This is a genomic window from Streptomyces massasporeus (genome assembly GCF_014648995.1).
Classification (GTDB): Bacteria; Actinomycetota; Actinomycetes; order Streptomycetales; family Streptomycetaceae; genus Streptomyces; species Streptomyces massasporeus.
This window is the reverse complement of the sequence record NZ_BMSE01000017.1, coordinates 67,956-93,672: the sequence shown is the minus strand read 5'-3', so window position 1 is coordinate 93,672 and position 25,717 is coordinate 67,956. Positions and strand designations below refer to the sequence as shown.

Here is a 25,717-nt window from a genome sequence, read left to right as displayed (position 1 = left end):
CAGGCACGAGCACGTACGAGTGATCACGTACGAGTAATACGGAGGACTTGCGTGCAGCAGTCATTTGGGGGGCGACCCCCAAGCCCCCGCAGCGTGCTGCTCGCGGAGGTGGCCCAGGCCACCCAGCGGCTCGCCGACGCCGGCGTGCCCTCGCCGCGTACCGACGCGGAGGAGCTCGCCGCGTTCGTGCACGGCGTCAAGCGCGGCGAGCTGCATTCCGTCAAGGACTCCGACTTCGACGCCCGCTACTGGGAGGTCATCGCCCGCCGCGAGGCCCGCGAACCGCTCCAGCACATCACCGGGCGCGCCTACTTCCGCTACCTGGAACTCCAGGTCGGGCCAGGGGTGTTCGTGCCGCGGCCCGAGACGGAGTCCGTGGTCGGCTGGGCCATAGACGCCGTACGGGCCATGGACGTCGTCGAGCCGTGCATCGTCGACCTGTGCACCGGCTCCGGCGCCATCGCGCTGGCCCTCGCCCAGGAGGTGCCGCGCTCGCGCGTGCACGCCGTGGAACTGTCCGAGGACGCCCTGCGGTGGACCCGCAAGAACGTCGAGGGGTCCAGGGTCGACCTGCGGCAGGGCAACGCCCTCACCGCCTTCCCCGACCTGGACGGCCAGGTCGACCTGGTCATCACCAACCCGCCGTACATCCCGCTCACCGAGTGGGAGTACGTCGCCCCCGAGGCACGGGACTACGACCCCGACATGGCCCTCTTCTCCGGCGAGGACGGCCTGGACCTCATCCGCGGCCTGGAACGCACCGCGCACCGGCTGCTGCGCCCGGGCGGTGTGGTCGTCGTCGAGCACGCGGACACCCAGGGCGGCCAGGTGCCGTGGATCTTCACCGAGGAGCGGGGCTGGGCCGACGCGGCCGACCACCCGGACCTCAACAACCGCCCGCGCTTCGCCACGGCCCGCAAGGCGCTGCCGTGAGCACACCGGGCACCCCGCGTTCCTCGCGGACTTCATCCCAGCAGCACGTGTACGAGGAGGCCAGCTAAAGATGGCACGGCGATACGACACCAACGACGCGACCGACCGTGTGACCGGTCTGCGCGAGGCAGCGTCCGCCGTCCGCCGTGGCGAGCTCGTGGTGCTGCCGACGGACACGGTGTACGGCATCGGCGCCGACGCGTTCTCCTCGGAGGCGGTCGCCGACCTGCTGGACGCGAAGGGCCGGGGCCGCAACATGCCCACCCCCGTCCTCATCGGCTCCCCGAACACGCTGCACGGCCTGGTCACGGACTTCTCCGAGCTGGCCTGGGAGCTGGTCGACGCCTTCTGGCCGGGCGCGCTGACGCTCGTCGCCCGGCACCAGCCGTCCCTCCAGTGGGATCTCGGGGACACCCGTGGCACGGTCGCCGTGCGCATGCCGCTGCACCCGGTCGCCATCGAGCTGCTCACCGAGGTCGGCCCCATGGCCGTCTCCTCCGCCAACCTGACCGGCCACCCGGCGCCGGAGGACTGCGACGCCGCGCAGGAGATGCTCGGCGACTCCGTCTCCGTCTACCTCGACGGGGGCCCGACCCCCGGCATCGTGCCGTCGTCGATCGTCGACGTGACCCGTGAGGTGCCGCTGCTGCTGCGCGCGGGTGCCCTCTCGGCGGACGAGCTGCGAAAGGTCGTACCCGACCTCGAGGTGGCGAATTGACGGCCCCTGGATCGGGGCGTGGCATAGGCAACGGGGAAAGCGCGGCGGAGATCACGACGACCTTCGTGGGACTTCCGCGCGACAGCTTCCGCATCCTCCACGTCAGCACCGGCAACGTGTGCCGCTCGCCCATCACCGAGCGGCTGACCCGCCATGCCGTGCGGGAGCGGCTCGGGATCCTGGGCGGCGGGCTGATCGTCGAGAGCGCCGGCACCTGGGGCCACGAGGGCGCGCCCATGGAGTCCCACGCGGAGACCGTCCTGGCCGACTTCGGCGCGGACGCCTCCGGCTTCACCGGGCGCGAGCTCCTCGACGAGCACGTGATCCGCGCCGACCTGGTGCTGACCGCGACCCGGGACCATCGGGCGCAGGTCATCTCCATGGGGCACTCGGCGGGCCTGCGCACCTTCACGCTCAAGGAGTTCACCCGCCTGGTCAAGGCCATCGACCCGGCGACCCTGCCGCCCCTGGAGGAGGGCGTGGTCCTCCGCGCGCGTGCCCTGGTCCGCGCCGCGGCCGCTCTACGCGGGTGGCTGCTCGCTCCCACCGCCGAGGCGGACGAGGTCTACGACCCCTACGGCGCGCCCCTGACGTTCTTCCGTTCCATCGGGGACGAGATACACCAGGCACTCGATCCGGTCGTCACGGCCCTCACCGGCGTCCCCGCAAAGACGTAACAGCCGAGCGCTCCGCAGGCCCCGGGCCTACATTGGTCGTACGTGTCACCGTCGACGCCCGGAGCCCACCATGACGGTCACCCCTGCCATCGAGGCCGACGTCCTGCGCCGCCAGGACCCCGAGCTCGCCGACATCCTGCTCGGGGAGCGGGAGCGGCAGTCGACGACGCTCCAGCTGATCGCCGCCGAGAACTTCACGTCCCCGGCCGTGCTGGCCGCGCTCGGGTCCCCCCTCGCCAACAAGTACGCCGAGGGCTACCCGGGGGCGCGGCACCACGGCGGCTGCGAGATCGTCGACGTCGCCGAACGCGTCGCGGTCGACCGGGCCACGGCACTGTTCGGCGCCGACCACGCCAACGTCCAGGCGCATTCGGGCTCTTCGGCGGTGCTCGCCGCCTACGCCGCCCTGCTCCGCCCCGGCGACACCGTCCTCGCGCTCGGCCTGCCCCACGGCGGGCACCTCACGCACGGTTCGCCCGCCAACTTCTCCGGCCGCTGGTTCGACTTCGTCGGATACGGCGTGGAGGCCGAGTCCGGGTTCATCGACCACGAGCAGGTGCGCACGCTGGCCCGCACGCGCCGGCCCAAGGCGATCGTGTGCGGCTCGATCGCCTACCCCCGGCACATCGACTACGCGTTCTTCCGCGAGGTCGCCGACGAGGTGGGCGCGTACCTCATCGCGGACGCCGCGCACCCCCTCGGCCTCGTCGCCGGGGGAGCGGCCCCGAATCCGGTGCCGTACGCGGACATCGTCTGTGGGACCACCCACAAGGTGCTGCGGGGCCCGCGCGGCGGCATGATCCTGTGCCGCGCGGAGCTCGCCGAGCGGGTCGACCGGGCCGTGTTCCCTTTCACACAGGGTGGTGCGCAGATGCACACCATCGCCGCCAAGGCGGTCGCGTTCGGGGAGGCGGCAACACCGGCGTTCGCCGCGTACGCCCATCAGGTGGTGGCGAACGCGCGGGTTCTGGCGGCCCGGCTGGCCGCGGCGGGCATGGTCGTCACCACGGGCGGCACGGACACCCATCTGATCACCGCCGACCCGGCGCCGCTCGGCGTCGACGGACGCACCGCCCGGGGCCGTCTGGCCGCGGCGGGCCTGGTCATGGACTGTTGTGCGCTGCCGCACGGCGACGCCCGGGGACTCAGGCTCGGCACGGCCGCGATCACCACGCAGGGCATGGGCGAGGCGGAGATGGTCCGGATCGCCGAGCTGCTCACCGGGGTGCTGCGGGGCGTGACGGAGACCTCGAGAGCCCGTGAAGATGTTCGGGAGCTGGCCGGTCGATTTCCGCCGTATCCCGCTTGAGTCGGGGTAAGCGCATCAGGGTGCACAGCCACTCGTGCAACCATCGTCGCTACCCGGAAGTCCCCACTCATATGCGCGCATCGCTAGGGTGTGGGGCTGAGATGGCCAGCGAGACCTGTGGGGAAGCCCGTGCGTGAATACCTCCTGACGCTCTGCATCACGGCCGCGGTGACGTATCTGCTGACAGGGCCGGTACGGAAGTTCGCGATCGTGGCCGGAGCGATGCCGGAGATCCGGGCACGTGACGTGCACCGGGAGCCCACTCCGCGCCTCGGCGGTATCGCGATGTTCTTCGGTCTGTGCGCGGGCCTGCTGGTCGCCGACCACCTGACCAACCTCAACCAGGTCTTCGAGACGTCGAACGAACCCCGGGCGCTGCTGTCCGGAGCGGCCCTGATCTGGTTGATCGGGGTGCTGGACGACAAGTTCGAGATCGACGCCCTGATCAAGCTGGGCGGCCAGATGATCGCCGCGGGCGTGATGGTCGTGCAAGGTCTGACGATCCTGTGGCTGCCGGTCCCGGGCGTCGGCTCGGTCGCGCTCACCCAGTGGCAGGGCACCCTGCTCACGGTCGCGCTGGTCGTCATCACCATCAACGCGGTCAACTTCGTCGACGGCCTGGACGGCCTCGCGGCGGGCATGGTCTGCATCGCGGCCACGGCGTTCTTCCTGTACGCCTACCGCATCTGGTACTCGTACGGCATCGAGGCCGCCGCTCCGGCCACTCTCTTCTCGGCGATCCTGATGGGTATGTGCCTGGGCTTCCTGCCGCACAACATGCACCCGGCGCGGATCTTCATGGGCGACTCGGGCTCGATGCTGATCGGCCTGGTCCTGGCCGCCGGCGCGATCTCCGTCACGGGCCAGGTCGACCCGGACGCGCTCAACCTGTACGTGGGGTCCGAGAAGGAGGCCGTGCACCAGACGGTCCCCGTCTACATCCCGCTGCTGCTGCCGCTGACGATCATCGCGGTGCCGGCCGCCGACCTCATCCTGGCGATCGTGCGCCGCACCTGGCGGGGCCAGTCCCCGTTCGCCGCCGACCGCGGCCACCTGCACCACCGGCTCCTGGAGATCGGCCACTCGCACAGCCGCGCGGTGCTGATCATGTACTTCTGGTCGGCGCTGATCGCCTTCGGCGCGCTCGCCTACTCGGTCAACTCGGCGTCCATGTGGATCGTGCTGGGTGTGGTGTTCCTGAGCGCGATCGGGCTGCTCCTGCTTCTGCTGCCGCGCTTCACGCCGCGCGCCCCGCGCTGGATGGAGCGCTTCGTGCCGCCGCGCTACCGGCGTCGCGGCGCGGTCGCGGCCCTCTCACCCGAGGCCTCCACCCCGGCGTCGACGGCGGACCAGCCCGCTGCGGCCGGGGCCGAGAACCGCACGCCCGTGGTGTCCGGGGTTTCCGGCGTCAACGGGGCGACCGCCATCGGACCCCGTTCGCGTCTGGCCGATCGGCGCAAGGCGGGGACAAGGTAAGAATCTGACTAGAGCATTGCCAAGTCGTGGGGTTGCGATGGGGGTGCGAAGCATCCCAATATCAGACATGTCGGCACTGTTCTCGCTCAGACGCGCAGGTTCACTCTCATGTGTGAGAGTCCGCACACCTTCAGGTAAAGACTGCATCAAATAGTTTGTGATACGGTTCACGAGAACCCCCGGATAGAGCCGAAGGACCGCAGTGCGACGGTCCATTGGTGTGAGGTCTCCACTCAGCCCGGGACTACGCTCGTCCATGACGACACCCCTGCCCCCTGCGAAAGCGGAGTTGCCGCCATGCCGTCCAATGACGCCCGGATCCTGGCCCAGGCTGCCGTCCCCACGGCCGCCGTCGGTGCTGTTGCCGCCGTCGTCAGTGGTGTGGTCGCCGGTGGCAAGGGAGCGATCGGGGCGGTCGTCGCAACACTCATTGTGATCCTCTTCATGGGGATCGGCCTCTATGTCTTGCAGCGCACTGCCAAATCGCTTCCGCACCTGTTCCAGGCGATGGGCCTCATGCTCTACGCGGCGCAGATTCTGCTGCTGTTCATCTTCGTCGCCGCGTTCAAGAACACGACGCTGTTCAACCCCAAGGCCTTTGCCATCACGCTTGTTGTCGGCACCCTCGCTTGGATCGCCGCACAGACGCGTGCCCACATGAAGGCCAAGATCCTTTACGTCGAGCCCGATTCGACGAAGGGCGAGAAGCCCGAAAAGTCGGGGCACTCGTCGTGAGGGATAGGGCCGGGATAAAGAGGCATGAGATCTCCTGCTATCGTCCGGTGCCAACTGCGGCATCGCGGGCGCGGGCATCTGAGCTGACGCCTGCTCCATCGCGAGGCGAGATGCCCCCCAGCCGCCCCCACATCCGTAACACCAGTCCCGTGCCGAACCGCGGCTCCGTGCCGCGCCGACACAACGAGGTTGCCGTACCCATGCGTCACGCCGAAGGAGCCCGTGGTGAGTGCTGACCAGACCCAGCTCGCCTTTGACTGGAGCTGTCGGATCATGTCCGACAACGGGTGTGGTTTTCCGGCTCCGGGCCTGCACTCGTTCCTCTTCAAGCCGATTGGCACCGTCGGGGGGTACGAGTTCAACAAGGTGATGCTGCTCGCCATCATCACCACCATCGTTGTCATCGGCTTCTTCTGGGCGGCCTTCGGCAAGGCCAAGGTGGTGCCGGGCAAGCTGCAGATGGTCGGCGAGGCCGGATACGACTTCGTCCGCCGCGGCATCGTCTACGAGACCCTCGGCAAGAAGGAGGGCGAGAAGTACGTCCCCCTGATGGTCTCGCTGTTCTTCTTCATCTGGATCATGAACATCTGGTCCGTGATCCCGCTCGCGCAGTTCCCGGTGTCGTCGATCATCGCCTACCCGGCCGTCCTGGCCGCGGTGGTGTACGTGACGTGGGTCGGACTGACCTTCAAGCGCCACGGCTTCGTCGGGTTCTTCAAGAACGTCACCGGCTACGACAAGTCGCTCGGCCCGGTGCTGCCGCTCGTGATGGTCATCGAGTTCTTCTCGAACCTGCTCGTCCGCCCGTTCACGCACGCGGTGCGACTGTTCGCCAACATGTTCGCCGGCCACCTGATGCTGGTCATGTTCACCGTCGCGTCCTGGTACCTGCTGAACAGCTGGATGATCCCGGCGGCCGGTGTCTCCTTCGTCATGGCCACGGTCATGATCGTCTTCGAGCTTTTCGTGCAGGCCGTCCAGGCGTACGTCTTCGTACTCCTCGCCTGCACATACGTCCAGGGCGCTCTCGCCGAGCATCACTGAGCCCCCACCACTCTCAGCCCCCAGAACGTCCGGTGGCCAACCCCCATCGGTCCTGAAAGAGAAGGAAGATTCAGCATGGCTGCCCTTGAGACCCTCGCCGCCGTCGAAGGCAACCTCGGCTCCATCGGTTACGGCCTTGCCGCCATCGGCCCCGGCGTCGGCGTCGGCATCATCTTCGGCAACGGCACCCAGGCCCTGGCCCGCCAGCCCGAGGCGGCCGGTCTGATCCGTGCCAACCAGATCCTCGGTTTCGCGTTCTGTGAGGCGCTCGCCCTCATCGGCATCGTCATGCCGTTCGTCTACTAAGAGACGTTCGGGACGATCGAAACCTTTCAACGGAAGGCACTGATGTGATCGCCAACCTGGTGCAGCTGGCGGCCGAGGAGAAGCAGAACCCGCTTATTCCTCCGGGCCCCGAGCTGCTCATCGGCACCATCGCCTTCGCCATCGTGTTCTTCTTCTTCTGGAAGAAGCTGCTTCCGAACATCAACAAGGTTCTGGAGGAGCGCCGCGCGGCGATCGAAGGCGGTATCGAAGAGGCCGAGACCATGAAGGTCGAGGCCCAGAGCGTCCTTGAGCAGTACAAGGCACAGCTCGCCGAGGCCCGGCACGAGGCCGCGCGCCTGCGCCAGGAGGCGCAGGAGCAGGGTGCCACGCTCATCGCCGAGATGCGGGCCGAGGGCCAGCGTCAGCGCGAGGAGATCGTCGCCGCCGGCCACTCCCAGATCGAGGCCGACCGCAAGGCCGCCGCTTCCGCGCTGCGCCAGGACGTCGGCAAGCTCGCCACCGACCTGGCCGGCAAGCTCGTCGGGGAGTCCCTCGAGGACCACGCCCGCCAGAGCCGCGTGATCGACCGGTTCCTCGACGAGCTCGAGGAGAAGGCCGAGGCCGGGCGATGAACGGAGCGAGCCGCGAGGCCCTGGCAGCCGCACGTGAGCGTCTCGACGCGCTGACGGACTCGACGTCCGTGAACGCGGCTTCGCTCGCCGACGAGCTGGCCGCCGTCACCGCGCTGCTCGACCGCGAGGTGTCGCTGCGTCGGGTCCTCACCGACCCGGCGCAGGCCGCAGAGGCCAAGGCAGAGCTGGCCCAGCGCCTGCTCGGCACCCAGGTCAGCGGCCCTGCCGCCGACCTGGTGGCCGGCATGGTGCGCTCCCGCTGGTCGCAGTCGCGCGACCTGGTGGACGCCCTGGAGGTGCTGGCCGACACCGCCGACCTCACCGCCGCGCAGCAGGCCGGCAAGCTCGACGACGTCGAGGACGAGCTGTTCCGGTTCGGCCGGATCGTCTCCGGCAGCACCGAGCTGCGGGCCGCGCTGACCGACCGCAAGGCCACCACCTCGGCCAAGAGCGAGCTGCTGCGCAGCCTGCTCGGCGGCAGGGCCCAGTCGGCCACCGAGCGTCTGGTCACGCGCCTTGTGACCGCGCCGCGGGGACGTAGCCTGGAGACGGGACTCGAGTCCCTGTCCAAGCTCGCCGCCGAACGCCGGGACCGCATGGTCGCCATCGTGACCTCGGCGGTACCGCTGAGCGACCCGCAGAAGCAGCGCCTGGGCGACGCCCTCGCGAAGCTCTACGGCCGCCGGATGCACCTCAACCTGGACGTGGACCCCGAGGTCCTCGGCGGTATCCGGGTGCAGGTCGGTGACGAGGTCATCAACGGCTCCCTCGCGGACCGCATCGAGGACGCCAGCCGCCGGCTCGCCGGCTGAGCAGCAACTCAATAGGCAGTACGTACTTACGACGGCCCTGGTTGGGCCGTGCAGAAGAATCCTGGGGGTCGCCCCCAGACCCCCAAAGTGAAACTTCGGGCCCAACAAGGAGAGCAGGGAACCCAGATGGCGGAGCTCACGATCCGGCCGGAGGAGATCCGGGACGCGCTGGAGAACTTCGTCCAGGCGTACAAGCCGGACGCGGCCTCGCGCGAGGAGGTCGGTACGGTCACCTTCGCCGGTGACGGCATCGCGAAGGTCGAGGGCCTGCCCTCGGTCATGGCCAACGAGCTGCTGAAGTTCGAGGACGGCAGCCTCGGTCTCGCCCTCAACCTCGAGGAGCGCGAGATCGGCTGCGTCGTCCTCGGTGAGTTCAGCGGCATCGAGGAGGGTCAGCCGGTCTCCCGCACCGGTGAGGTTCTCTCCGTCGCGGTGGGCGAGGGCTACCTCGGCCGCGTGGTGGACCCCCTCGGCAACCCGATCGACGGCCTCGGCGAGATCGAGACCGAGGACCGCCGCGCCCTGGAGCTGCAGGCCCCGGGCGTCATGGTCCGCAAGTCGGTGCACGAGCCGATGGAGACGGGCTACAAGGCCGTCGACGCGATGACTCCGATCGGCCGTGGCCAGCGTCAGCTGATCATCGGTGACCGCCAGACCGGCAAGACCGCCCTGGCCGTCGACACGATCATCAACCAGCGCGACAACTGGCGTACGGGCGACCCGAACAAGCAGGTCCGCTGCATCTACGTCGCCATCGGCCAGAAGGGCTCCACGATCGCCGGTGTGCGCGGCGCTCTGGAGGAGGCCGGCGCGCTGGAGTACACGACCATCGTCGCCGCCCCGGCGTCCGACCCGGCCGGCTTCAAGTACCTGGCGCCGTACACCGGTTCGGCCATCGGCCAGCACTGGATGTACCAGGGCAAGCACGTCCTGATCATCTTCGACGACCTGTCGAAGCAGGCCGACGCCTACCGCGCCGTGTCGCTGCTGCTGCGCCGCCCGCCGGGCCGTGAGGCCTACCCGGGTGACGTCTTCTACCTGCACTCCCGTCTGCTGGAGCGCTGCGCCAAGCTCTCCGACGAGATGGGTGCCGGCTCGATGACCGGTCTGCCGATCGTCGAGACGAAGGCCAACGACGTCTCGGCGTTCATCCCGACCAACGTCATCTCCATCACCGACGGCCAGTGCTTCCTGGAGTCGGACCTGTTCAACGCCGGTCAGCGCCCCGCGCTGAACGTCGGTATCTCCGTCTCCCGCGTCGGTGGTTCCGCCCAGCACAAGGCGATGAAGCAGGTCTCCGGCCGTCTGCGCGTGGACCTCGCCCAGTTCCGTGAGCTGGAGGCGTTCGCCGCCTTCGGTTCCGACCTGGACGCCGCGTCCAAGGCGCAGCTGGAGCGTGGTCAGCGCATGGTCGAGCTGCTGAAGCAGGCGCAGTACCAGCCGATGGCCACCGAGGACCAGGTCGTCTCCGTCTGGGCCGGCACCACCGGCAAGATGGACGACGTCCCCGTCGTCGACATCCGCCGCTTCGAGAAGGAGCTGCTGGAGTACCTGCACCGCAAGGAGCAGGGCCTGATGACCTCCATCCGCGAGGGCGGCAAGATGTCCGACGACACCCTCCAGGCCGTCGCCGACGCCATCGTGGAGTTCAAGAAGCAGTTCGAGACCGCCGACGGCAAGCTGCTCGGCGAGGACACCCCGGCTGCCGGTAAGTGACGACGGAAGGGACCTGACTCATGGGAGCCCAGCTCCGGGTCTACAAGCGTCGCATCCGATCCGTCACCGCGACCAAGAAGATCACCAAGGCGATGGAGATGATCGCCGCCTCGCGCGTCGTCAAGGCGCAGCGCAAGGTGGCGGCCTCCACCCCGTACGCGACCGAGCTCACCCGGGCGGTCACGGCGGTCGCCGGCGGATCCAACACCAAGCACCCGCTCACGACTGAGCCGGAGAACCCGACCCGCGCCGCGGTCCTGCTCCTCACGAGCGACCGCGGGCTGGCCGGCGCCTTCAACTCCAACGCCATCAAGGCCGCGGAGAAGCTCACGGCGCAGCTCGAGGCCGAGGGCAAGGAGGTCGTCAGCTACATCGTCGGCCGCCGCGGTGTCGCCCACTACAACTTCCGCGAGCGCAAGATCGCGGAGTCGTTCACGGGCTTCACCGACGAGCCGTCGTACGCGGACGCCAAGAAGGTCGCGGCCCCGCTGATCGAGGCCATCGAGACGGAGACGGCCGAGGGCGGCGTGGACGAGCTCCACATCGTCTACACCGAGTTCGTGTCGATGATGACGCAGACGGCGATCGAGGCGCGGCTGCTGCCGCTCAGCCTCGACGAGGTCGCGGCGGAGGCCAAGCCCAAGGGCGAGATCCTCCCGCTGTTCGACTTCGAGCCCTCGGCGGAGGACGTCCTCGACGCCCTGCTGCCGCGCTACGTCGAGAGCCGCATCTACAACGCGCTGCTCCAGTCGGCCGCCTCCAAGCACGCCGCCACGCGGCGAGCGATGAAGTCGGCCACCGACAACGCCGGAGAGCTCATCGAGACGCTCACCCGGCTTGCCAACCAGGCCCGCCAGGCCGAAATCACCCAGGAAATCAGCGAGATCGTCGGTGGCGCCAGTGCCCTGGCCGACGCGACCGCGGGGAGTGACCGATAAATGACCACCACTGTTGAGACGGCCACGGCGACGGGCCGCGTCGCGCGGGTCATCGGCCCGGTCGTCGACGTGGAGTTCCCCGTCGACGCGATGCCCGAGATCTACAACGCCCTTCACGTCGAGGTCGCCGACCCGGCGCTCGCGGGCGAGAAGAAGACGCTGACCCTGGAGGTCGCCCAGCACCTGGGTGACGGCCTGGTCCGCGCCATCTCCATGCAGCCCACCGACGGTCTGGTCCGCCAGGCCCCGGTGACCGACACGGGCGCGGGCATCACCGTCCCCGTCGGCGACTTCACCAAGGGCAAGGTGTTCAACACCCTCGGTGAGGTGCTGAACAGCGACGAGGTCCACGAGGGCGAGCGCTGGTCCATCCACCGCAAGGCCCCCGCGTTCGACCAGCTCGAGTCGAAGACCGAGATGTTCGAGACGGGCCTGAAGGTCGTCGACCTGCTCACCCCGTACGTCAAGGGCGGCAAGATCGGTCTGTTCGGTGGTGCCGGTGTCGGCAAGACCGTGCTGATCCAGGAAATGATCATGCGTGTCGCCAACCTCCACGAGGGCGTCTCCGTCTTTGCGGGCGTCGGCGAGCGCACCCGTGAGGGCAACGACCTCATCGCGGAGATGGAAGAGTCCGGCGTTCTGGACAAGACCGCCCTGGTCTTCGGCCAGATGGACGAGCCCCCGGGCACCCGTCTGCGCGTGGCCCTGGCCGGCCTGACGATGGCGGAGTACTTCCGTGACGTCCAGAAGCAGGACGTGCTGTTCTTCATCGACAACATCTTCCGCTTCACCCAGGCCGGTTCCGAGGTGTCGACCCTGCTCGGCCGTATGCCCTCCGCGGTGGGCTACCAGCCGAACCTGGCCGACGAGATGGGCACCCTCCAGGAGCGCATCACCTCGACCCGTGGTCACTCGATCACCTCGATGCAGGCGATCTACGTCCCCGCGGACGACCTGACCGACCCGGCCCCGGCCACCACCTTCGCCCACCTCGACGCGACGACGGTTCTCTCCCGTCCGATCTCCGAGAAGGGCATCTACCCGGCCGTGGACCCGCTGGACTCGACGTCCCGCATCCTCGACCCGCGGTACATCACGGCGGAGCACTACAACGCCGCGATGCGCGTGAAGAACATCCTGCAGAAGTACAAGGACCTGCAGGACATCATCGCGATCCTCGGTATCGACGAGCTCGGCGAGGAGGACAAGCTCGTCGTCCACCGTGCCCGTCGCGTGGAGCGCTTCCTGTCCCAGAACACCCACGCCGCCAAGCAGTTCACCGGCGTGGACGGTTCGGACGTGCCGCTGGACGAGTCGATCGCCGCGTTCAACGCGATCTGCGACGGCGAGTACGACCACTTCCCGGAGCAGGCGTTCTTCATGTGCGGTGGTCTCGAGGACCTGAAGAACAACGCCAAGGAGCTCGGCGTCTCCTGAGCCCCGTGCTCGTCGGAGGGGGCGGGGTTCGTCCCGCCCCCTCTGTCACGCCTACTAGACTTGTAACCAACACCCGGCACTCCCGCCGGGTGGTGACCCGAGGAGCCACCCTTGGCTGCTGAGCTGCACGTCGCGTTGGTCGCGGCCGACCGTGAGGTCTGGTCCGGCCAGGCCACCCTGGTCGTCGCGCGCACCACGTCCGGCGACATCGGCGTCATGCCCGGTCACCAGCCGCTGCTCGGTGTGCTGGAGTCGGGCCCGGTGACCATCCGTACGAGCGAGGGCGGGACGGTCGTCGCCGCTGTGCACGGCGGATTCATCTCGTTCGCGGACGACAAGCTCTCCCTCCTGGCGGAGGTCGCCGAGCTGTCGGACGAGATCGATGTCCAGCGCGCGGAGCAGGAGCTCGAGCGCGCGAAGGCGGAGGACGACGCGGACGCCCAGCGCCGCGCGGACGTCCGTCTGCGGGCTGCCACGGCGGCGCGCTGACCCCGTCCGCCGTGTGATGACGTCACTCAGCCGCGGCTGGGTACCGGAGAGATCCGGACCCAGCCGCGGCTGAGGCGGATGTGGGTGATTTTTACGTTCCGTTACCTAGGAGACGAGGAGGTCGGTGTCGATGGTCCTCGCTCTGACTGTGTGCGGAATCGTGGTGGCCCTCGTGGTGGTGGGCCTGTTCGTCTTCGGCCTGCGCCGCCGGCTGATCCAGCGGTCGGGCGGCACGTTCGACGCCAGCCTGCGCTGGGACGCCCCGGCCGAGGGTGACACCAACGGCAAGGGCTGGGCGTACGGGGTGGCCCGCTACAACGGCGACCGGGTCGAGTGGTATCGCGTCTTCTCGTACTCGCCGCGTCCGCGCCGCGTCCTGGAGCGTTCCGCGATCGAGGTGGCCGGCCGCCGCGTCCCGGAGGGCGAGGAGGAGCTGGCGCTGCTCTCCGACCATGTGATCCTGGCCTGTCTGCACCGGGGCACGCGTCTCGAGCTCGCGATGAGCGAAGACGCGCTGACCGGTTTCCTCGCGTGGCTTGAGGCAGCCCCGCCCGGTCAGCGCGTCAATGTGGCCTAGGGTCTACGACCCTTCGAACTTTTCTTTGATCCGGCCTACTTCAGGCCGCTGTCGATGGCGTTCGCCAGCTCTCCGTTCGCGGTGTCACCGCTGAACTCCCAGAAGAACGCGCCGCCCAGGCCCTGGTTCTTGGCCCAGCTCATCTTGCCCGCGATCGTGGCCGGGGTGTCGTACGACCACCAGTTGCTGCCACAGTGCGCGTACGCCGTGCCGGCGATGGTGCCGGTGGCCGGGCAGGAGTTCTTCAGGACCTTGTAGTCCTCGATGCCCGCCTCGTACGTGCCCGGAGCCGCGCCGGTCGCCGATCCGCCCGGGGCGGACTGGGTGACGCCGGTCCAGCCGCGGCCGTAGAAGCCGATACCGAGCAGCAGCTTCTTCGCGGGGACGCCCTTCGCCTTCAGCTTGGCGATCGCGTCGGCCGAGTTGAAGCCCTCCTGCGGGATCCCCGGGTAGGACGTGAGCGGGGAGTGCGGGGCGGTCGGGCCGTCCTTGTCGAAGGCGCCGAAGTAGTCGTACGTCATCACGTTGTACCAGTCGAGGTGCTGGGCGGCGCCACCGTAGTCGGCCGCGTCGATCTTGCCGCCGGAGGAGCCGTCGGCGGTGATGGCCGCGGTGACGAGGTAGTTCGGGCCGAACTCGGTGCGCAGCGCCGACATCAGGTTCCTGAAGGCGGCGGGGCCGGAGGTGTCGCAGCTCAGACCGCAGGCGTTCGGGTACTCCCAGTCGATGTCGATGCCGTCGAAGACGTCGGCCCAGCGCGGGTCCTCCACGACGGCCTTGCAGGACTTGGCGAACGCGGCGGCGTTGGCCGCGGCCTGGCCGAAGCCGCCGGAGTAGGTCCAGCCGCCGAAGGAGTACAGCACCTTGATGTGCGGGTACTTGGCCTTCAGCTGGCGCAGCTGGTTGAAGTTTCCGCGCAGCGGCTGGTCCCAGGTGTCGGCGGTGCCGCTGACGGACTGGTCGGCCGTGTAGGCCTTGTCGTAGGCGGCGTAGGTGTCGTCGACGGTGCACTGCCCGTTCTTGACGTTGCCGAAGGCGTAGTTGATGTGGGTGATCTTCGACGCCGTGCCCGAGGTCACCAGGTTCTTGACGTGGTAGTTGCGGCCGTAGACGCCCCACTCGGTGAAGTAGCCGAGCTTGACCTTGTCGCCGGTGGGCGGCTCGGTGGTGCCGCCGGTGGTGCGGACCCGGACGGCGCCGCTGACCGGGCCGGTCTGGTCGGCGGTGTCACGGGCCTGGACGGAGTAGGAGTAGTCGGTGCCGGCGGTGAGGCCGGTGTTGGTGTACGAGGTGCCCGTCACGGTCGCGACCTTGGTGCCGTCGCGCAGGACGTCGTAGTTCTTGACGCCCTTGTCGTCGGTGGCGGCGGACCAGGACAGCTTCACCGAGGTGTTGGTGATGTCCGAGGCGGTCGGGGTGCCCGGGGCGCTCGGCGCGCTGTCGCCGGGTTCCGTGGTGCCGCCGTCGCAACTGCCGCCGTTGAGCTTGCAGTTCGCGGGGGAGCCGGTGCCGCTGCCGTTGAAGCCGAAGGAGATGGAGGCGCCGGGGGCGAGGGTGCCGTTCCAGGACTTGTTCTTCGCGGTCCAGTGGGTGCCGGAGGAGGTGACGTCGGCGTCCCAGGCGGAGGTGACGGAGGTACCGGAGGGGAAGTCCCACTCGACGGTCCAGGAACTGAGGGCCGTGGTGCCGGTGTTCTTCACCGTCCACTTGCCCTCGAAGCCGGAGCCCCAGTCCTGGGTCTTGGCGTAGGAAGCGGTGGCGGACGTCGCGGCCTGGGCCGGGCTCGCCAGGCCGACGAGGCCGGCCAGCGGGAGCAACAGGGTCGCGAACCCTGCCGCGGCTCTGTGTCTGAAGCGCATGCTGCGCCTCCTTGATGGAGTTGTGGGGGCGTGACTGAGCCTCACGCCCACTCATGGTGCGGTGAGAATAGAAAGGTCTGGACCACCGGTCAATAGGTCTGGACCACCATGCCCCGGGATCGGTTCAGATCCCCAACTCCTGAGCCAGCACCGCCGCTTGCACGCGACTGCGCAGCTCCAGCTTCCCCAGCAACCGGCTGACATGGGTCTTCACGGTCGCCTCGGCCATGTCCAGCCGCTCCGCGATGCCCGCGTTGGACAGGCCCTCGCCCAGGCAGGCCAGCACCTCGCGTTCGCGCCGGGTGAGCCGGTCCAGCACGGCCGGATCGGCCGCCGGCTCGCGGGCCGGCTTCGCGGCGAACTCCGCGATCAGCCGCCGCGTGACCGCCGGGGCGATCAGCCCCTCCCCGCGCGCGACCGTCCGCACCGCCTCCAGCAGCTCCCTCGCCTCGGTGTTCTTCAGCAGGAAACCGGACGCGCCCGCCCGCAGCGCCCCGAAGACGTACTCGTCGAGGTCGAAGGTGGTCAGCACCAGCACGTCGGCGAGCCGCTCCGCGACGACCTGCCGGGTCGCCGACACCCCGTCCAGGCGCGGCATCTGAACGTCCATCAGCACCAGGTCCGGCCGCAGCTCCCGGGCCAGCGCCACCGCCTGCTCGCCGTCCGCGGCCTCGCCGACCACCTCGATGTCGGGCGCGCTGCCCAGGATCAGGACCAGGCCGGCGCGGACGGCGGACTGATCCTCGGCGACCAGGACGCGGATCATGCGGTGTCTCCTTCGACGGTGTCGTGCACGGGGAGGGTGGCGCGTACCGCCCAGATCTTGCCGTCGGGCGAGTCCTCGGGGCCCGCCTCGAAGGTGCCGTCGAGCAACGCGGCGCGCTCCCGCATGCCGACGAGACCGGCCCCCGAGCCGGGGGCGCTCGGCCCGTCCCGGTCGCCGTAGGGACTGGTGATCCGGACGGTCAGCACGCCGTCGCGGCGGCCGAGGGACACGGCGACGCGGCCGGGGCCGGCGTGCTTGAGGGCGTTCGTCAGGGACTCCTGGACGATGCGGTAGGCGGCGAGCTCGACCGGCGCCGGAACCTTGCCCTGTCCGGCTTCGAGGGTCACGTCCAGGCCGTTGGTGCGCGCGCTGTCGACCAGGGCGCCCAGTCCGTCGAGGGTGGGCGCGGCGACGGGCTCGGTGTCGCCGCTGTCGTCGCGGAGGATCCCGATCAGCCGCCGCATCTCCGCGAGCCCCGCCACGCTGTTCTCACGGATGACCACCAGAGCCTCCTGGGAGGTCTTCGGATCCTCCAGGGAGAGGGCGGCGGTGGAGTGGATGGCGATCGCGGACAGGTGGTTGGCGACCATGTCGTGCAGCTCGCGCGCCATCCGGGCCCGTTCGGCGGTGACGGCCTGGGTGCGGTCCATCTCGGCGAGCAGCGCGGTCTGTTCGGCGCGCAGCCGGGCCGCCACGGCGGCGTCGCGATGATTGCGGACGATCAGTCCGGTGGCGGCCGGCCCGAACGCCACGATGCCGGTGACCACGCCGATCAGCAGCGCCTCGGGCTCACGCCAGACCGCGAACGGCACCACGGTCCCGGCGACCGCCAGCAGGCCGGTGATCCGGGGGATGCGGTGGGCCGAGGCGGGCGGGCCGTACAGGACGGCCGCGTACATCAGGTCCGTGTACATCAGGATCGTGACCAGGTTGCCCTGGGTGAGGACGTCCAGGACGATCGCGGCGGTGCCGATCAGCAGGGCGGTGCGCGGGGCGCTTCGCCGCAGCAGCTCGCAGCCGGCCATGACGAACAGCGGCAGCAGCACCGGCCAGCGGCCGGGCAGCAGCACGTACACCTCGGTGGCCGGACGGGTGGCCAGACCGAGCGCCCACAGCAGCAGCCCGCCGAGCAGACTGCCCAGGGCGATGTACACGTCGAAACGGCGTGGGCGGGGGAGTCGTACGGCCATGCCACCATCCAACACGGCCGCCACCCGCATCGCGTGATCCCCGCGTAGGGTCCCCGACTGCATCTTTCGATGTACCGCGGGTTCGTCAGTGGCGACGACGATCCGGGCCGCGCCGACCGGGAGCCTTGAAGGGTGACCGAGAGGAGCGAACCGTGATCGTCGCCTTGATCGCCGCCTGCGAGATCGGCTTCTGGGTGCTGCTGGCCGCCGGACTGGCCACCCGCTACCTGCTGAAGATGCCGCGCACCGGCCTGGCGCTGCTGTTGTGCGAGCCGCTGCTGGAGGTCGTCCTGCTGGTCGCCACCGCGCTGGACCTGAAGAACGGAGCCGAGCCGAACTGGACGCACGGCTTGGCCGCGCTGTACATCGGCTACACCGTCGGGCACGGCCACCGCACCGTGAAGTGGCTCGACGGCCACGCGGCCCACCGGCTCGGCGGCGCCCCGCCCCCGCCCAAGCCCCCGGGCTACGGCATGGCCCGGGCGCGCCACGAGGGCGCGGTGTGGCTGGGCACGCTGACCGGCGCCGTCGTCGCGACCGTGCTGCTCCAGCTGGCCATCTGGTACGTCGACGACCCGAGCCGCGTCACCTCCCTGGAGAGCTGGCGCTGGGTGGCCTGGCGCACGGCCGGGATCCACGGCCTGATCGCGCTGAGCTATGCGATCTGGCCGCGGCGGGCTCCCGCGGGGGAGTCCGAGGTGTCACCGGAGAAGGAGAAGGAAGGGGTGCGCCGATGAGCCGCGCGCGCCGGAATCTCCAGGAGGGCATCGTCACCTTCGCGGCGGGCCTGGGGCTGTGGCTGTTCGCCGGTGACGTGGACGTGCCCCTGGTGACCCTCACGAAGACGGGGGTGGTGCTGATGTGCGTGGGCGGTGCGCTCGCCGCGGCGGGTCTGTGGCAGGCGGCGCGCCGGGGGTCCTGAGTACCGCCTGCCGCGTGCAGGTCCGTCGTGGCCGGTCGCGCCCACGCGGCGGAGCCGCATATCGAATCAGCCCCGCGCCCCCTCCGGGGCGCTTCTACCGCTCCCCGCCCGGCACCCACAGCACGTCCCCGACCTCCTTGTTCGCCGTCCTCGCGAGGATGAAGAGGAGGTCGGACAGGCGGTTGAGGTAGGTCGCCGTCAGGGGGTTCATCACCTCGGCGTGGACCTCCAGCGCCGCCCACGTCGAGCGTTCGGCCCGGCGTACGACCGTGCAGGCCTGGTGGAGCAGGGCCGCGCCGGGGGTGCCGCCGGGGAGGATGAAGGAGCGGAGCTTCTCGACCTCGGCCAGGAAGCGGTCGCAGTCCGCCTCCAGCTTGTCGATGTAGAACTGCTCGACCCGCAGGGGCGGGAACTCGGGGTTCTCCACCACCGGCGTCGACAGGTCCGCGCCCACGTCGAAGAGGTCGTTCTGGACGCGGGTGAGGACCGTGACGATCTCCTCGTCCAGGCCGCCCAGCGCGATGGCCGTGCCGATCGCCGCGTTCGCCTCGTTGGCGTCGGCGTACGCGGAGATCCGCAGGTCGGTCTTGGCGACCCGGCTCATGTCGCCGAGGGCGGTGGTGCCCTGGTCGCCGGTCCTGGTGTAGATGCGCGTCAGATTGACCATGTGGCCAGCGTAGTTAGGCTCAGGCCGTTCGGAACACGCGTGTGCCCACTGTCACGGACAGCGCCGTGAGGCCGGCGGCCACCAGCGCGCCGTAGAGCATGTGGGATGTGGCGTAGTCGCCGACGTACGCGTCCCGCACCGCGTCCACCAGATAGCGGAACGGCATGAGATGCGAGAGGGCGTCCAGCCAGGCCGGTCCCAGGGTCATCGGCAGCATCAGGCCCGACAGCAGCATGGACGGCATGGTCAGCGCGTTGATCGCCGGGCCGAAGCTCTGCGGGGTGTCCATCCTCATCGCCAGCGCGTACGACAGGGCGGCCAGCGAGAGCGTGAGCAGGGCGACGAAGGCGAAGCCGATCAGCACCCCGGCCAGGGGTGCCCGCAGGCCCATCGCCACCGCGGCCAGCACCAGCAGCACGGCCTGGAAGACGAACACCGTGGCGTCCCGCAGCACCCGGCCGAGCAGCAGGGCCAGCCGGCTGACCGGGGTGACGCGCATGCGCTCGACCACGCCGTGGCCCTTCTCGATGATGATCGAGAAGCCCGCGAAGGACGCCCCGAACAGGCCGAGTTGGAGCAGCAGACCGGGGACGAGCACCTGCCAGGAGCTGCCTCCCGCGCCGAGCGGCAGGTCCGTGAGCAGCGGGCCGAAGAACAGCAGGTACAGCAGCGGCATGAGCACGCCGAAGAGCAGCGCGAAGCGCGAGCGGAGGGATTGCCGGAGGTAGCGCCCGTAGACGAGGGCGGTGTCGTGCAGCAGCATCGTGAGTCCTCTGAATGAGCTGGGTCCTAGACGGCGACCGGGGTCTGGTCGGCCGGCGCGGCGCTGCGGCCTGTGATGGCGAGGAACGTCTCCTGGAGCGAGGCGTCGAGCGAGCCGCCGTGGCGCAGCTTCAGCGCGCTCGGGGTGCCCTCGGCGACGACCACGCCGTGGTCCACGACGACCAGCCGGTCGGAGAGGGCGTCGGCCTCGTCGAGGTAGTGCGTGGTCAGGAACACCGTCGTGCCGTGCTCGTCGCGCAGCCGGCGCACCAGGTCCCACAGGTCGGCACGGCTGCCGGGGTCGAGACCGGTCGTCGGCTCGTCCAGGAACAGCACCTTCGGGCGGTGGGTGAGCGCCATCGCGATGTCCAGCCGCCGCCGCTGACCGCCGGAGAGCGCGCCGCACTTGCGGTCGAGGAGCCCGGTGAGGTCCAGGTCGCGGGCCAGTTCCCCGGCGCGCTCGACGGCCTGCCCCCTGGTCAGCCGGTACAGCCGCCCCTGGGTGACCAGTTCCTCCCGCACGCTGATCTGCGGATCGACCCCGCCGGACTGCGCCACGTAGCCGCAGGCCCGCCGCACCCCGGTCGCGTCCGTCGCCAGGTCGCACCCCGCGACGGTGGCGGCGCCGCCGGTCGGTGCCAGCAGGGTCGTCAGCATCCGCAGGGTCGTCGTCTTGCCGGCCCCGTTCGGGCCGAGGAAGCCGAGGATCTCGCCCTCGCGGACGGTCAGGTCGATCGAGCGCACGGCCTCCACGGGGCCGTTCTTGGTCAGGAAGGTACGGGCCAGCCCGGCCGTACTGATGATTGCCATGACCCAAGAAAAACAGAGTCTCTTAAAGTTTGCAATGACCCCAAGTTTTCAGCGCCCCCAGGGAAGCTAGGATTCGGACATGGCTGAGGGGCTCAGGGAACGGAAGAAGCGCGAGACCAGGCAGCGCATCTCGGACATCGCCACCGGGCTCTTCCTGGAGCACGGGTTCGTGACGGTGACGATCGCCGACGTGGCGGAAGCGGCCGACGTCTCCGTGAACACCGTCTACAACTACTTCCCGGCCAAGGAGGACCTCTTCTTCGACCGGTCCCAGGGCGTCGTCGACCGGCTCTCGCGCTGGGTGCGCGGCCGGGACGCGGGGGAGTCGGCCACCCGGGCGGTGCTGCGCGAGCTGCGCGCCGAGATCGAGGCCGTCTCGCCCCGTATGGGCCTCATCGAGGGCTACGACCGTTTCATGCGCTGCATCGAAGAGGCACCACCGCTGCGCTCCCGGCTGTGGAGCATGCAGCAGGAGCTCCAGGACCACCTGGAGGCGACCCTCCGCGAGGAGACCGGCGCCACCGCCGGCGACCCATTGCCCGGCCTGATCGCCGGTCAGATCTGCTGGGTCCACGGCACCCTTTTCGTCGCGATCGGCCGCGAGATGGTCAAGGGGCGCAACCCGGACGAAGTGTCACGGGAGATGCTCGTCGTTCTCGACGACATCGAGGAGCTGTTGGGCGAGAAGGTGCTCAACTACGCCGTACGTGGCGCCGCGTGACCCCTCCTGGTGTGATGTCCGTCATGTGAGACGTGACGCGCATTACTTACTGGTCACACAGCCCCTCACGAGCGCTAGTGTCCGGCCGAGAAGCAGACATAAGCAGCGCGTCAGGGGAGTCGCACAGTGGCACGGAAGCTCGCCGTCATCGGAGCCGGCCTCATGGGATCCGGCATCGCCCAGGTCTCCGCACAGGCGGGCTGGGAGGTGGTCCTGCGGGACGTCACCGACGAGGCACTGACGCGGGGCACCGACGGCATCAAGGCGTCGTACGACAAGTTCGTCGCCAAGGGCAAGCTGGAGGCGCACGACGCCGACGCCGCCCTGGCCCGCATCACCGCGACCACCGACCTGGACGCCGCGGCCGACGCGGACGTCGTCGTCGAGGCCGTCTTCGAGAAGCTCGAGGTCAAGCACGAGATCTTCCGTGCGCTCGACAAGATCGTGAAGGACGACGCGGTCCTCGCCTCCAACACCTCCGCCATCCCGATCACCAAGATCGCGGCGGCGACGGAGCGCCCGGAGCGGGTCGTCGGCACGCACTTCTTCTCGCCGGTGCCGATGATGCAGCTGTGCGAACTCGTCCGCGGCTACAAGACCAGCGACGAAACCCTCGCCACGGCCCGGGAGTTCGCCGAGTCGGTCGGCAAGACCTGCATCGTCGTCAACCGCGACGTCGCCGGGTTCGTGACGACCCGCCTCATCTGCGCCCTGGTCGTCGAGGCCGCGAAGCTGCAGGAGTCGGGCGTGGCGAGCGCCGAGGACATCGACCTCGCCTGCAAGCTGGGCTTCGGTCACGCCATGGGCCCGCTGGCGACGGCGGACCTGACGGGCGTCGACATCCTGCTGCACGCCACGAACAACATCTACACCGAGTCCCAGGACGAGAAGTTCGCGGCTCCCGAGTCGATGCGCCGGATGGTTGACGCCGGTGACATCGGACGCAAGAGCGGGCAGGGCTTCTACAAGCACTGAAACCGCACATGCCCAGGGCCCGTCACACGCCAGGGTGAATTCGGTATCGGTTCGCTTACAAGAAGCAACCTCTGACACCTCCACACAGTCAGAGGTTGCATCACCCACATCGGAACGCGGAGCACGATTCGCACGCACGGGGAGCGCATATGTACATCAGGGGCGACCACGCCGAGCTGGTCGTCGGGGGCCGCCTCGACGTCCGGAGCGCGGCGGACGCCCGTACGGTCCTGCACTCGGCCGTCGACGACGGAGTCGGAGACCTGGTGCTGGACCTGTCCGAACTGGACTCCTGGGACGCCACCGGACTGGGCGTGATCATGGGAGCCCACCGGCGGGCCGGCCGCTGCGGCCGGCGCCTGGTGCTGCGCGGAGTACCGCCGCAGATGCAGCGCCTGCTGGTGGCCACCCGCCTGCACCGGATCCTGGCGATCGAGGGCGGCATCGGGGTGGAGACCCTTCCCCGCGTGTGACGCCTCCCGCGGGTGTGAGCCGGGCGACCGGGGAGACCCGGACGCACGTCGTCGAATCGTGCGACGCGCACAATCCTCACGAGACCGTGACGTTACGGACGGCGCGGTACCCCGGACTGTCGTAGATACTGTGCGAAGGTTTAGGGTTCGGCTGCCCGCTGCCTTGACACCCTTCGAGCGGGACCGGACCAGAAGCGACAGCGCGGTGTGCAGCAAGGCCGGGAGGGGCTTTTCCAAGCACACACACGCTTTTGGGGGGCTTGACCTATGGATCCTGACAACCAGGGACCCGAGGAGTACGGCCACGACGGTGACGGCCCCGCGCCGCGCCAGCGCCCTCCCAGGGAATCCCTCACACCCGACTTCGCGCAGCACGCGCCGGCGCTCGCCCGCACCGTGCAGCTCGTCTCCGGCGACTTCCTGCTGACCGTCAACCCCGTCGACGGCAGCGAGATAGAGGCCTGCCCGCCCACCGAACGGCCCTCCCGGCCCGTCAAGCTCACCGAGGCCGAACGCGCCGAGGCCGAGCGCGCGGCCCGCCCGCCCGTTCCGCCCGGCCCCGCGCTGCCGGCCCTGCCGCTGCTGGCCCGCCAGGACGAACGCGAGCGCCTGGTGCGCCTCCTCGCCCGCGGCCGCTCCACACGCCTCACCGGCGCGCCCGGCTCCGGCCGCACCCGCCTGCTCGACCTCGTCGCCGAGGACTGCTCCGACCTCGCCCCCGACGGCGTCGTCCGCCTCAACGGCTTCGGACGCACCTCCGGCGACCTGCTGTACGACCTGTTCCACGCGGTGTACAGCGCCCCCCTGCACCGCCCGGACCGGGACGAGCTCCTCACCCATGTGCGGGAGATCGGCGCGGTCGTCGTCCTCGACGACCTGGAGTTCGGCGGCGCCGCGCTCGACGAGCTGCTGGAGGCCACCCCCGAGTGCGCCTTCCTGCTCGGCGCCACCCCGGACGTGCCGGCCCCCTCCGCCGACGCCGGCGTCGAGGAGGTCCTCCTCGGCGGACTGGAGCGCGCGGCCGGCCTCGACCTGCTGGAACACGCCGTCGGCCGGACCCTCACCGAGGACGAGTCGAACTGGGCGGGCGACCTCTGGTTCGAGTCCGAGGGCCTGCCGCTGCGCTTCGTCCAGGCCGGTGCCCTGCTCCGGCAGCGCGACCGGCTGCGCGCCGGCACCGGCGCCGTCGACGAGTTCGGCGTCTTCGCGGACGCGCCCCCGGCCGACCCCGCCGAGGCCTACGACCTCGGCGACGACGTGCCGCTGCCCGCGCTCGGCGAGGCCGCCGCGCCCGCCCCGCTGCTCGCGTCCCGGCTGAGCGCCTCCGCCCGCGCCACCCTGCGGTTCGCCGTCGCCCTCGGCGGCGAGGTCCCGCACCAGGCGCATCTGCCCGCCCTGGTCGGCGACACCCACGCGGACGCCGCACTCGGTGAACTGGCCGCCTGCGGCCTGGTCTCCCCGGTCGGCTCCCGCTACCGCCTCGCGGCCGGCGTTCCGGCCCAGCTGGAGGCCGCCGGGTACGCCGACGAGGCCGAGGCCGGCGCCCGCAGCGCCGCCCAGCACTACTCCTGGTGGGCCGGGCACCCCTCGGTCACCCCCGAGCGGGTGTGCGCCGAGGCCGACGCCGTCCTCGCCGCCCTGGCCCTCATCGGACCCGCCACCCGGCCGCCCGCCGAGGGCGAGGAGAGCGCGGCCGTGCACCTGGCCCGCACCGCCGCCCCCGCGTTCGCCGCCGGACTGCACTGGAGCGCGTGGGAACGCGCCCTGCGCTCCGGCGCCGAGGCCGCCCGGCTCGCCGGGGACGTCGGCGAAGAGGCCTACTTCCACCACGAGCTCGGCGTCCTCGCCCTGTGCGGGGGCCAGCTCGACCGGGCCCGTGCCGAACTGGAGGCCTCCATCGGCCTGCGCGGCGCTCTCGCCGACAAGCGGGGCACCGTCGCCGGCCGTCGCGCCCTCGCTCTGGTCGCCGACCGCTCGGGCACACCCATCGGGCTCGGGCCGACCGCGGGGGAGGAGGTGCCCGACACCCGTGACGAGGAGTCGGCGTCGCCGCCCGGCGGGGTTCCGGCGGCCTTCCCGACGCTCCAGAAGCCGGCCTCCCCGACCCTGGTCACCCACCGCAGTTCGCCCGCGCCCTCGCGGGGGGCCCGCGGCGGCCTCAAGGGGCTCGCCCGGCGCAACCTCGTGGCCGCCGGCGCCGGTGCCCTGCTCGTGGCCGTCCTGGGCACGGTGGTGACGCTCGGCGCGACCTCCGACAACGACGCGAACCCGCCGTCCGACCAGGTCGGCGTCAACCCTTCGGCCAGCCAGGACATCAACGACGGCAGCCTCGGCGCGGACCGGCCGGCGAACGACGGTGACGGTGACAACGGCGAGCCGGCCCCGCGCCCGACGGACCCGGGCCCCGACGGCACACTCGGGACGTCGGACGACCCGACGCCGACGGACTCGCCGAGCGGTTCGCAGGACCCGAGCGATTCGGCGTCGCCGTCGAAGCCGCCGACGTCCTCGAAGCCGCCCACGTCCAAGCCGCCGGTGACGTCGAAGCCGCCGACCTCCAAGCCGCCGACGTCGAAGCCGCCGACGTCCGAGCCGCCCACCTCGCAGCCGCCGACCTCCGAGCCGCCCACCTCGGAGCCACCGACGACCAGCCCGTCCACCTCCGACTCGGCCAGCGGCCCGGCGCCCAGCGCTCCCACGAGCACCTCGGCGAGCGCGCCGCAGAGCAGCACCGGCACGCCGAGCAGCCCGGAGACGGTGATCTGACACCCGTACACACGCACAGGGCCGGGTCCGCGGAACGGACCCGGCC

Annotated in this window: 27 protein-coding genes; 21 read left to right on the top strand and 6 right to left on the bottom strand. The window is 70.2% G+C overall.

The genetic code is table 11. The features are described from left to right. Nucleotides 1–93: 93 nt before the first annotated feature. From prmC to IE153_RS30390, 15 genes are all read left to right on the top strand, one after another. Nucleotides 94–933 (top strand): peptide chain release factor N(5)-glutamine methyltransferase, encoded by an 840-nt coding sequence (prmC, locus tag IE153_RS30460; protein ID WP_189592975.1) that lies wholly within the window; start codon nt 94–96, stop codon nt 931–933. A gap of 70 nt (nt 934–1,003) precedes the next feature. Continuing rightward, nucleotides 1,004–1,651 (top strand): L-threonylcarbamoyladenylate synthase, encoded by a 648-nt coding sequence (locus IE153_RS30455; protein ID WP_189592974.1) that lies wholly within the window; start codon nt 1,004–1,006, stop codon nt 1,649–1,651. After that, a complete protein-coding gene (locus tag IE153_RS30450; protein WP_031104192.1) occupies nt 1,648–2,328 on the top strand; it encodes an arsenate reductase/protein-tyrosine-phosphatase family protein in 681 nt (226 codons plus the stop codon). The genes IE153_RS30455 and IE153_RS30450 overlap by 4 nt, the downstream gene beginning before the upstream one ends. 70 nt (nt 2,329–2,398) lie before the next feature. Further along, a complete protein-coding gene (glyA, locus tag IE153_RS30445; RefSeq protein WP_189592973.1) occupies nt 2,399–3,637 on the top strand; it encodes a serine hydroxymethyltransferase in 1,239 nt (412 codons plus the stop codon). 129 nt (nt 3,638–3,766) lie between these two features. Beyond that, nucleotides 3,767–5,113, top strand: coding sequence for an MraY family glycosyltransferase (locus IE153_RS30440; RefSeq protein ID WP_189592972.1), 1,347 nt, complete (start codon nt 3,767–3,769; stop codon nt 5,111–5,113). Nucleotides 5,114–5,410: 297 nt separating this feature from the next. Then, the gene (locus IE153_RS30435; protein ID WP_185013181.1) at nt 5,411–5,848 is read left to right on the top strand and encodes a Cg1360 family ATP-synthase-associated protein; all 438 of its coding nucleotides are present in this window, start codon (nt 5,411–5,413) and stop codon (nt 5,846–5,848) included. A gap of 225 nt (nt 5,849–6,073) precedes the next feature. Continuing rightward, a complete protein-coding gene (gene atpB, locus IE153_RS30430; RefSeq protein ID WP_491586110.1) occupies nt 6,074–6,892 on the top strand; it encodes a F0F1 ATP synthase subunit A in 819 nt (272 codons plus the stop codon). 75 nt (nt 6,893–6,967) lie between these two features. Further along, nucleotides 6,968–7,198: an ATP synthase F0 subunit C gene (gene atpE, locus IE153_RS30425; protein ID WP_030049631.1), complete on the top strand. Its 231-nt coding sequence runs from the start codon at nt 6,968–6,970 to the stop codon at nt 7,196–7,198. A 44-nt stretch (nt 7,199–7,242) separates the two neighbouring features. After that, nucleotides 7,243–7,791: a F0F1 ATP synthase subunit B gene (locus IE153_RS30420; RefSeq protein WP_097220595.1), complete on the top strand. Its 549-nt coding sequence runs from the start codon at nt 7,243–7,245 to the stop codon at nt 7,789–7,791. Continuing rightward, the gene (locus IE153_RS30415) at nt 7,788–8,603 is read left to right on the top strand and encodes a F0F1 ATP synthase subunit delta (RefSeq protein ID WP_189592971.1); all 816 of its coding nucleotides are present in this window, start codon (nt 7,788–7,790) and stop codon (nt 8,601–8,603) included. The genes IE153_RS30420 and IE153_RS30415 overlap by 4 nt, the downstream gene beginning before the upstream one ends. 126 nt (nt 8,604–8,729) lie before the next feature. After that, the gene (gene atpA, locus IE153_RS30410) at nt 8,730–10,319 is read left to right on the top strand and encodes a F0F1 ATP synthase subunit alpha (protein WP_030854219.1); all 1,590 of its coding nucleotides are present in this window, start codon (nt 8,730–8,732) and stop codon (nt 10,317–10,319) included. 20 nt (nt 10,320–10,339) lie between these two features. Further along, nucleotides 10,340–11,257, top strand: a complete 918-nt coding sequence (locus IE153_RS30405; RefSeq protein WP_189592970.1) for a F0F1 ATP synthase subunit gamma — start codon at nt 10,340–10,342, stop codon at nt 11,255–11,257. Next, nucleotides 11,258–12,694: a F0F1 ATP synthase subunit beta gene (gene atpD, locus IE153_RS30400; RefSeq protein ID WP_031104204.1), complete on the top strand. Its 1,437-nt coding sequence runs from the start codon at nt 11,258–11,260 to the stop codon at nt 12,692–12,694. A gap of 111 nt (nt 12,695–12,805) precedes the next feature. Beyond that, the gene (locus IE153_RS30395; RefSeq protein ID WP_031104205.1) at nt 12,806–13,183 is read left to right on the top strand and encodes a F0F1 ATP synthase subunit epsilon; all 378 of its coding nucleotides are present in this window, start codon (nt 12,806–12,808) and stop codon (nt 13,181–13,183) included. Between the two features lie 130 nt (nt 13,184–13,313). Then, entirely contained in the window at nt 13,314–13,760 is a 447-nt protein-coding gene (locus IE153_RS30390) for a DUF2550 domain-containing protein (protein ID WP_189592969.1), read from the top strand. Nucleotides 13,761–13,795: 35 nt separating this feature from the next. On the opposite strand, the gene IE153_RS30385 is transcribed toward IE153_RS30390, so the two are convergent. From IE153_RS30385 to IE153_RS30375, 3 genes are all read right to left on the bottom strand, one after another. Next, nucleotides 13,796–15,619: a glycoside hydrolase family 18 chitinase gene (locus tag IE153_RS30385; protein WP_189592968.1), complete on the bottom strand. Its 1,824-nt coding sequence runs from the start codon at nt 15,617–15,619 to the stop codon at nt 13,796–13,798. A gap of 124 nt (nt 15,620–15,743) precedes the next feature. Beyond that, complete coding sequence (locus IE153_RS30380) at nt 15,744–16,385, bottom strand: response regulator (RefSeq protein WP_189592967.1); 642 nt, start codon at nt 16,383–16,385, stop codon at nt 15,744–15,746. Then, nucleotides 16,382–17,575 carry a sensor histidine kinase gene (locus tag IE153_RS30375; protein WP_189592966.1) on the bottom strand — a complete coding sequence of 398 codons (1,194 nt, stop codon included), beginning with the start codon at nt 17,573–17,575 and terminating at the stop codon, nt 16,382–16,384. Before IE153_RS30375 ends, IE153_RS30380 begins: the two co-directional genes overlap by 4 nt. Before the next feature lie 152 nt (nt 17,576–17,727). Between IE153_RS30375 and IE153_RS30370 the strand changes: the two genes are divergently transcribed. Together IE153_RS30370 and IE153_RS30365 are read left to right on the top strand one after the other, a co-directional pair. Next, nucleotides 17,728–18,312: a hypothetical protein gene (locus IE153_RS30370; RefSeq protein ID WP_189592965.1), complete on the top strand. Its 585-nt coding sequence runs from the start codon at nt 17,728–17,730 to the stop codon at nt 18,310–18,312. Next, nucleotides 18,309–18,497 (top strand): DUF5708 family protein, encoded by a 189-nt coding sequence (locus tag IE153_RS30365; RefSeq protein WP_189592964.1) that lies wholly within the window; start codon nt 18,309–18,311, stop codon nt 18,495–18,497. The genes IE153_RS30370 and IE153_RS30365 overlap by 4 nt, the downstream gene beginning before the upstream one ends. Before the next feature lie 94 nt (nt 18,498–18,591). Here the strand turns inward: IE153_RS30365 and IE153_RS30360 are convergent, their stop codons facing one another. The 3 genes from IE153_RS30360 to IE153_RS30350 are packed head-to-tail and all read right to left on the bottom strand — an operon-like array spanning nt 18,592 to nt 20,736. Next, on the bottom strand, nt 18,592–19,164 hold the full coding sequence (locus IE153_RS30360; protein ID WP_184908653.1) for a cob(I)yrinic acid a,c-diamide adenosyltransferase: 573 nt from the start codon (nt 19,162–19,164) through the stop codon (nt 18,592–18,594). A 19-nt stretch (nt 19,165–19,183) separates the two neighbouring features. Further along, a complete protein-coding gene (locus IE153_RS30355; protein ID WP_189592963.1) occupies nt 19,184–19,927 on the bottom strand; it encodes an ABC transporter permease in 744 nt (247 codons plus the stop codon). Between the two features lie 26 nt (nt 19,928–19,953). Next, nucleotides 19,954–20,736, bottom strand: coding sequence for an ABC transporter ATP-binding protein (locus IE153_RS30350; protein ID WP_189592962.1), 783 nt, complete (start codon nt 20,734–20,736; stop codon nt 19,954–19,956). 79 nt (nt 20,737–20,815) lie between these two features. Between IE153_RS30350 and IE153_RS30345 the strand changes: the two genes are divergently transcribed. From IE153_RS30345 to IE153_RS30330, 4 genes are all read left to right on the top strand, one after another. Next, nucleotides 20,816–21,457 (top strand): TetR/AcrR family transcriptional regulator, encoded by a 642-nt coding sequence (locus tag IE153_RS30345; RefSeq protein WP_189592961.1) that lies wholly within the window; start codon nt 20,816–20,818, stop codon nt 21,455–21,457. Between the two features lie 126 nt (nt 21,458–21,583). Further along, nucleotides 21,584–22,432, top strand: coding sequence for a 3-hydroxyacyl-CoA dehydrogenase family protein (locus tag IE153_RS30340; RefSeq protein ID WP_184908649.1), 849 nt, complete (start codon nt 21,584–21,586; stop codon nt 22,430–22,432). 149 nt (nt 22,433–22,581) lie between these two features. Further along, entirely contained in the window at nt 22,582–22,905 is a 324-nt protein-coding gene (locus IE153_RS30335; protein ID WP_030246483.1) for an STAS domain-containing protein, read from the top strand. Nucleotides 22,906–23,172: 267 nt separating this feature from the next. Further along, the gene (locus IE153_RS30330) at nt 23,173–25,671 is read left to right on the top strand and encodes an ATP-binding protein (protein ID WP_189592960.1); all 2,499 of its coding nucleotides are present in this window, start codon (nt 23,173–23,175) and stop codon (nt 25,669–25,671) included. Nucleotides 25,672–25,717: the final 46 nt, after the last annotated feature.

What these genes read in the sequence shown, in the direction of transcription:
- IE153_RS30375 (WP_189592966.1), bottom strand. Translation starts at nt 17,575, where the DNA reads ATGGCCGTACGACTCCCCCGCCCACGCCGTTTCGACGTGTACATCGCC.
- IE153_RS30360 (WP_184908653.1), bottom strand. Translation starts at nt 19,164, where the DNA reads ATGGTCAATCTGACGCGCATCTACACCAGGACCGGCGACCAGGGCACC.
- IE153_RS30355 (WP_189592963.1), bottom strand. Translation starts at nt 19,927, where the DNA reads ATGCTGCTGCACGACACCGCCCTCGTCTACGGGCGCTACCTCCGGCAA.
- IE153_RS30385 (WP_189592968.1), bottom strand. Translation starts at nt 15,619, where the DNA reads ATGCGCTTCAGACACAGAGCCGCGGCAGGGTTCGCGACCCTGTTGCTC.
- atpA (WP_030854219.1), top strand. Translation starts at nt 8,730, where the DNA reads ATGGCGGAGCTCACGATCCGGCCGGAGGAGATCCGGGACGCGCTGGAG.
- IE153_RS30390 (WP_189592969.1), top strand. Translation starts at nt 13,314, where the DNA reads ATGGTCCTCGCTCTGACTGTGTGCGGAATCGTGGTGGCCCTCGTGGTG.
- glyA (WP_189592973.1), top strand. Translation starts at nt 2,399, where the DNA reads ATGACGGTCACCCCTGCCATCGAGGCCGACGTCCTGCGCCGCCAGGAC.
- atpD (WP_031104204.1), top strand. Translation starts at nt 11,258, where the DNA reads ATGACCACCACTGTTGAGACGGCCACGGCGACGGGCCGCGTCGCGCGG.
- IE153_RS30335 (WP_030246483.1), top strand. Translation starts at nt 22,582, where the DNA reads ATGTACATCAGGGGCGACCACGCCGAGCTGGTCGTCGGGGGCCGCCTC.
- IE153_RS30345 (WP_189592961.1), top strand. Translation starts at nt 20,816, where the DNA reads ATGGCTGAGGGGCTCAGGGAACGGAAGAAGCGCGAGACCAGGCAGCGC.
- IE153_RS30415 (WP_189592971.1), top strand. Translation starts at nt 7,788, where the DNA reads ATGAACGGAGCGAGCCGCGAGGCCCTGGCAGCCGCACGTGAGCGTCTC.
- IE153_RS30455 (WP_189592974.1), top strand. Translation starts at nt 1,004, where the DNA reads ATGGCACGGCGATACGACACCAACGACGCGACCGACCGTGTGACCGGT.
- IE153_RS30365 (WP_189592964.1), top strand. Translation starts at nt 18,309, where the DNA reads ATGAGCCGCGCGCGCCGGAATCTCCAGGAGGGCATCGTCACCTTCGCG.
- IE153_RS30380 (WP_189592967.1), bottom strand. Translation starts at nt 16,385, where the DNA reads ATGATCCGCGTCCTGGTCGCCGAGGATCAGTCCGCCGTCCGCGCCGGC.
- IE153_RS30350 (WP_189592962.1), bottom strand. Translation starts at nt 20,736, where the DNA reads ATGGCAATCATCAGTACGGCCGGGCTGGCCCGTACCTTCCTGACCAAG.
- IE153_RS30330 (WP_189592960.1), top strand. Translation starts at nt 23,173, where the DNA reads ATGGATCCTGACAACCAGGGACCCGAGGAGTACGGCCACGACGGTGAC.
- IE153_RS30405 (WP_189592970.1), top strand. Translation starts at nt 10,340, where the DNA reads ATGGGAGCCCAGCTCCGGGTCTACAAGCGTCGCATCCGATCCGTCACC.
- atpE (WP_030049631.1), top strand. Translation starts at nt 6,968, where the DNA reads ATGGCTGCCCTTGAGACCCTCGCCGCCGTCGAAGGCAACCTCGGCTCC.
- IE153_RS30435 (WP_185013181.1), top strand. Translation starts at nt 5,411, where the DNA reads ATGCCGTCCAATGACGCCCGGATCCTGGCCCAGGCTGCCGTCCCCACG.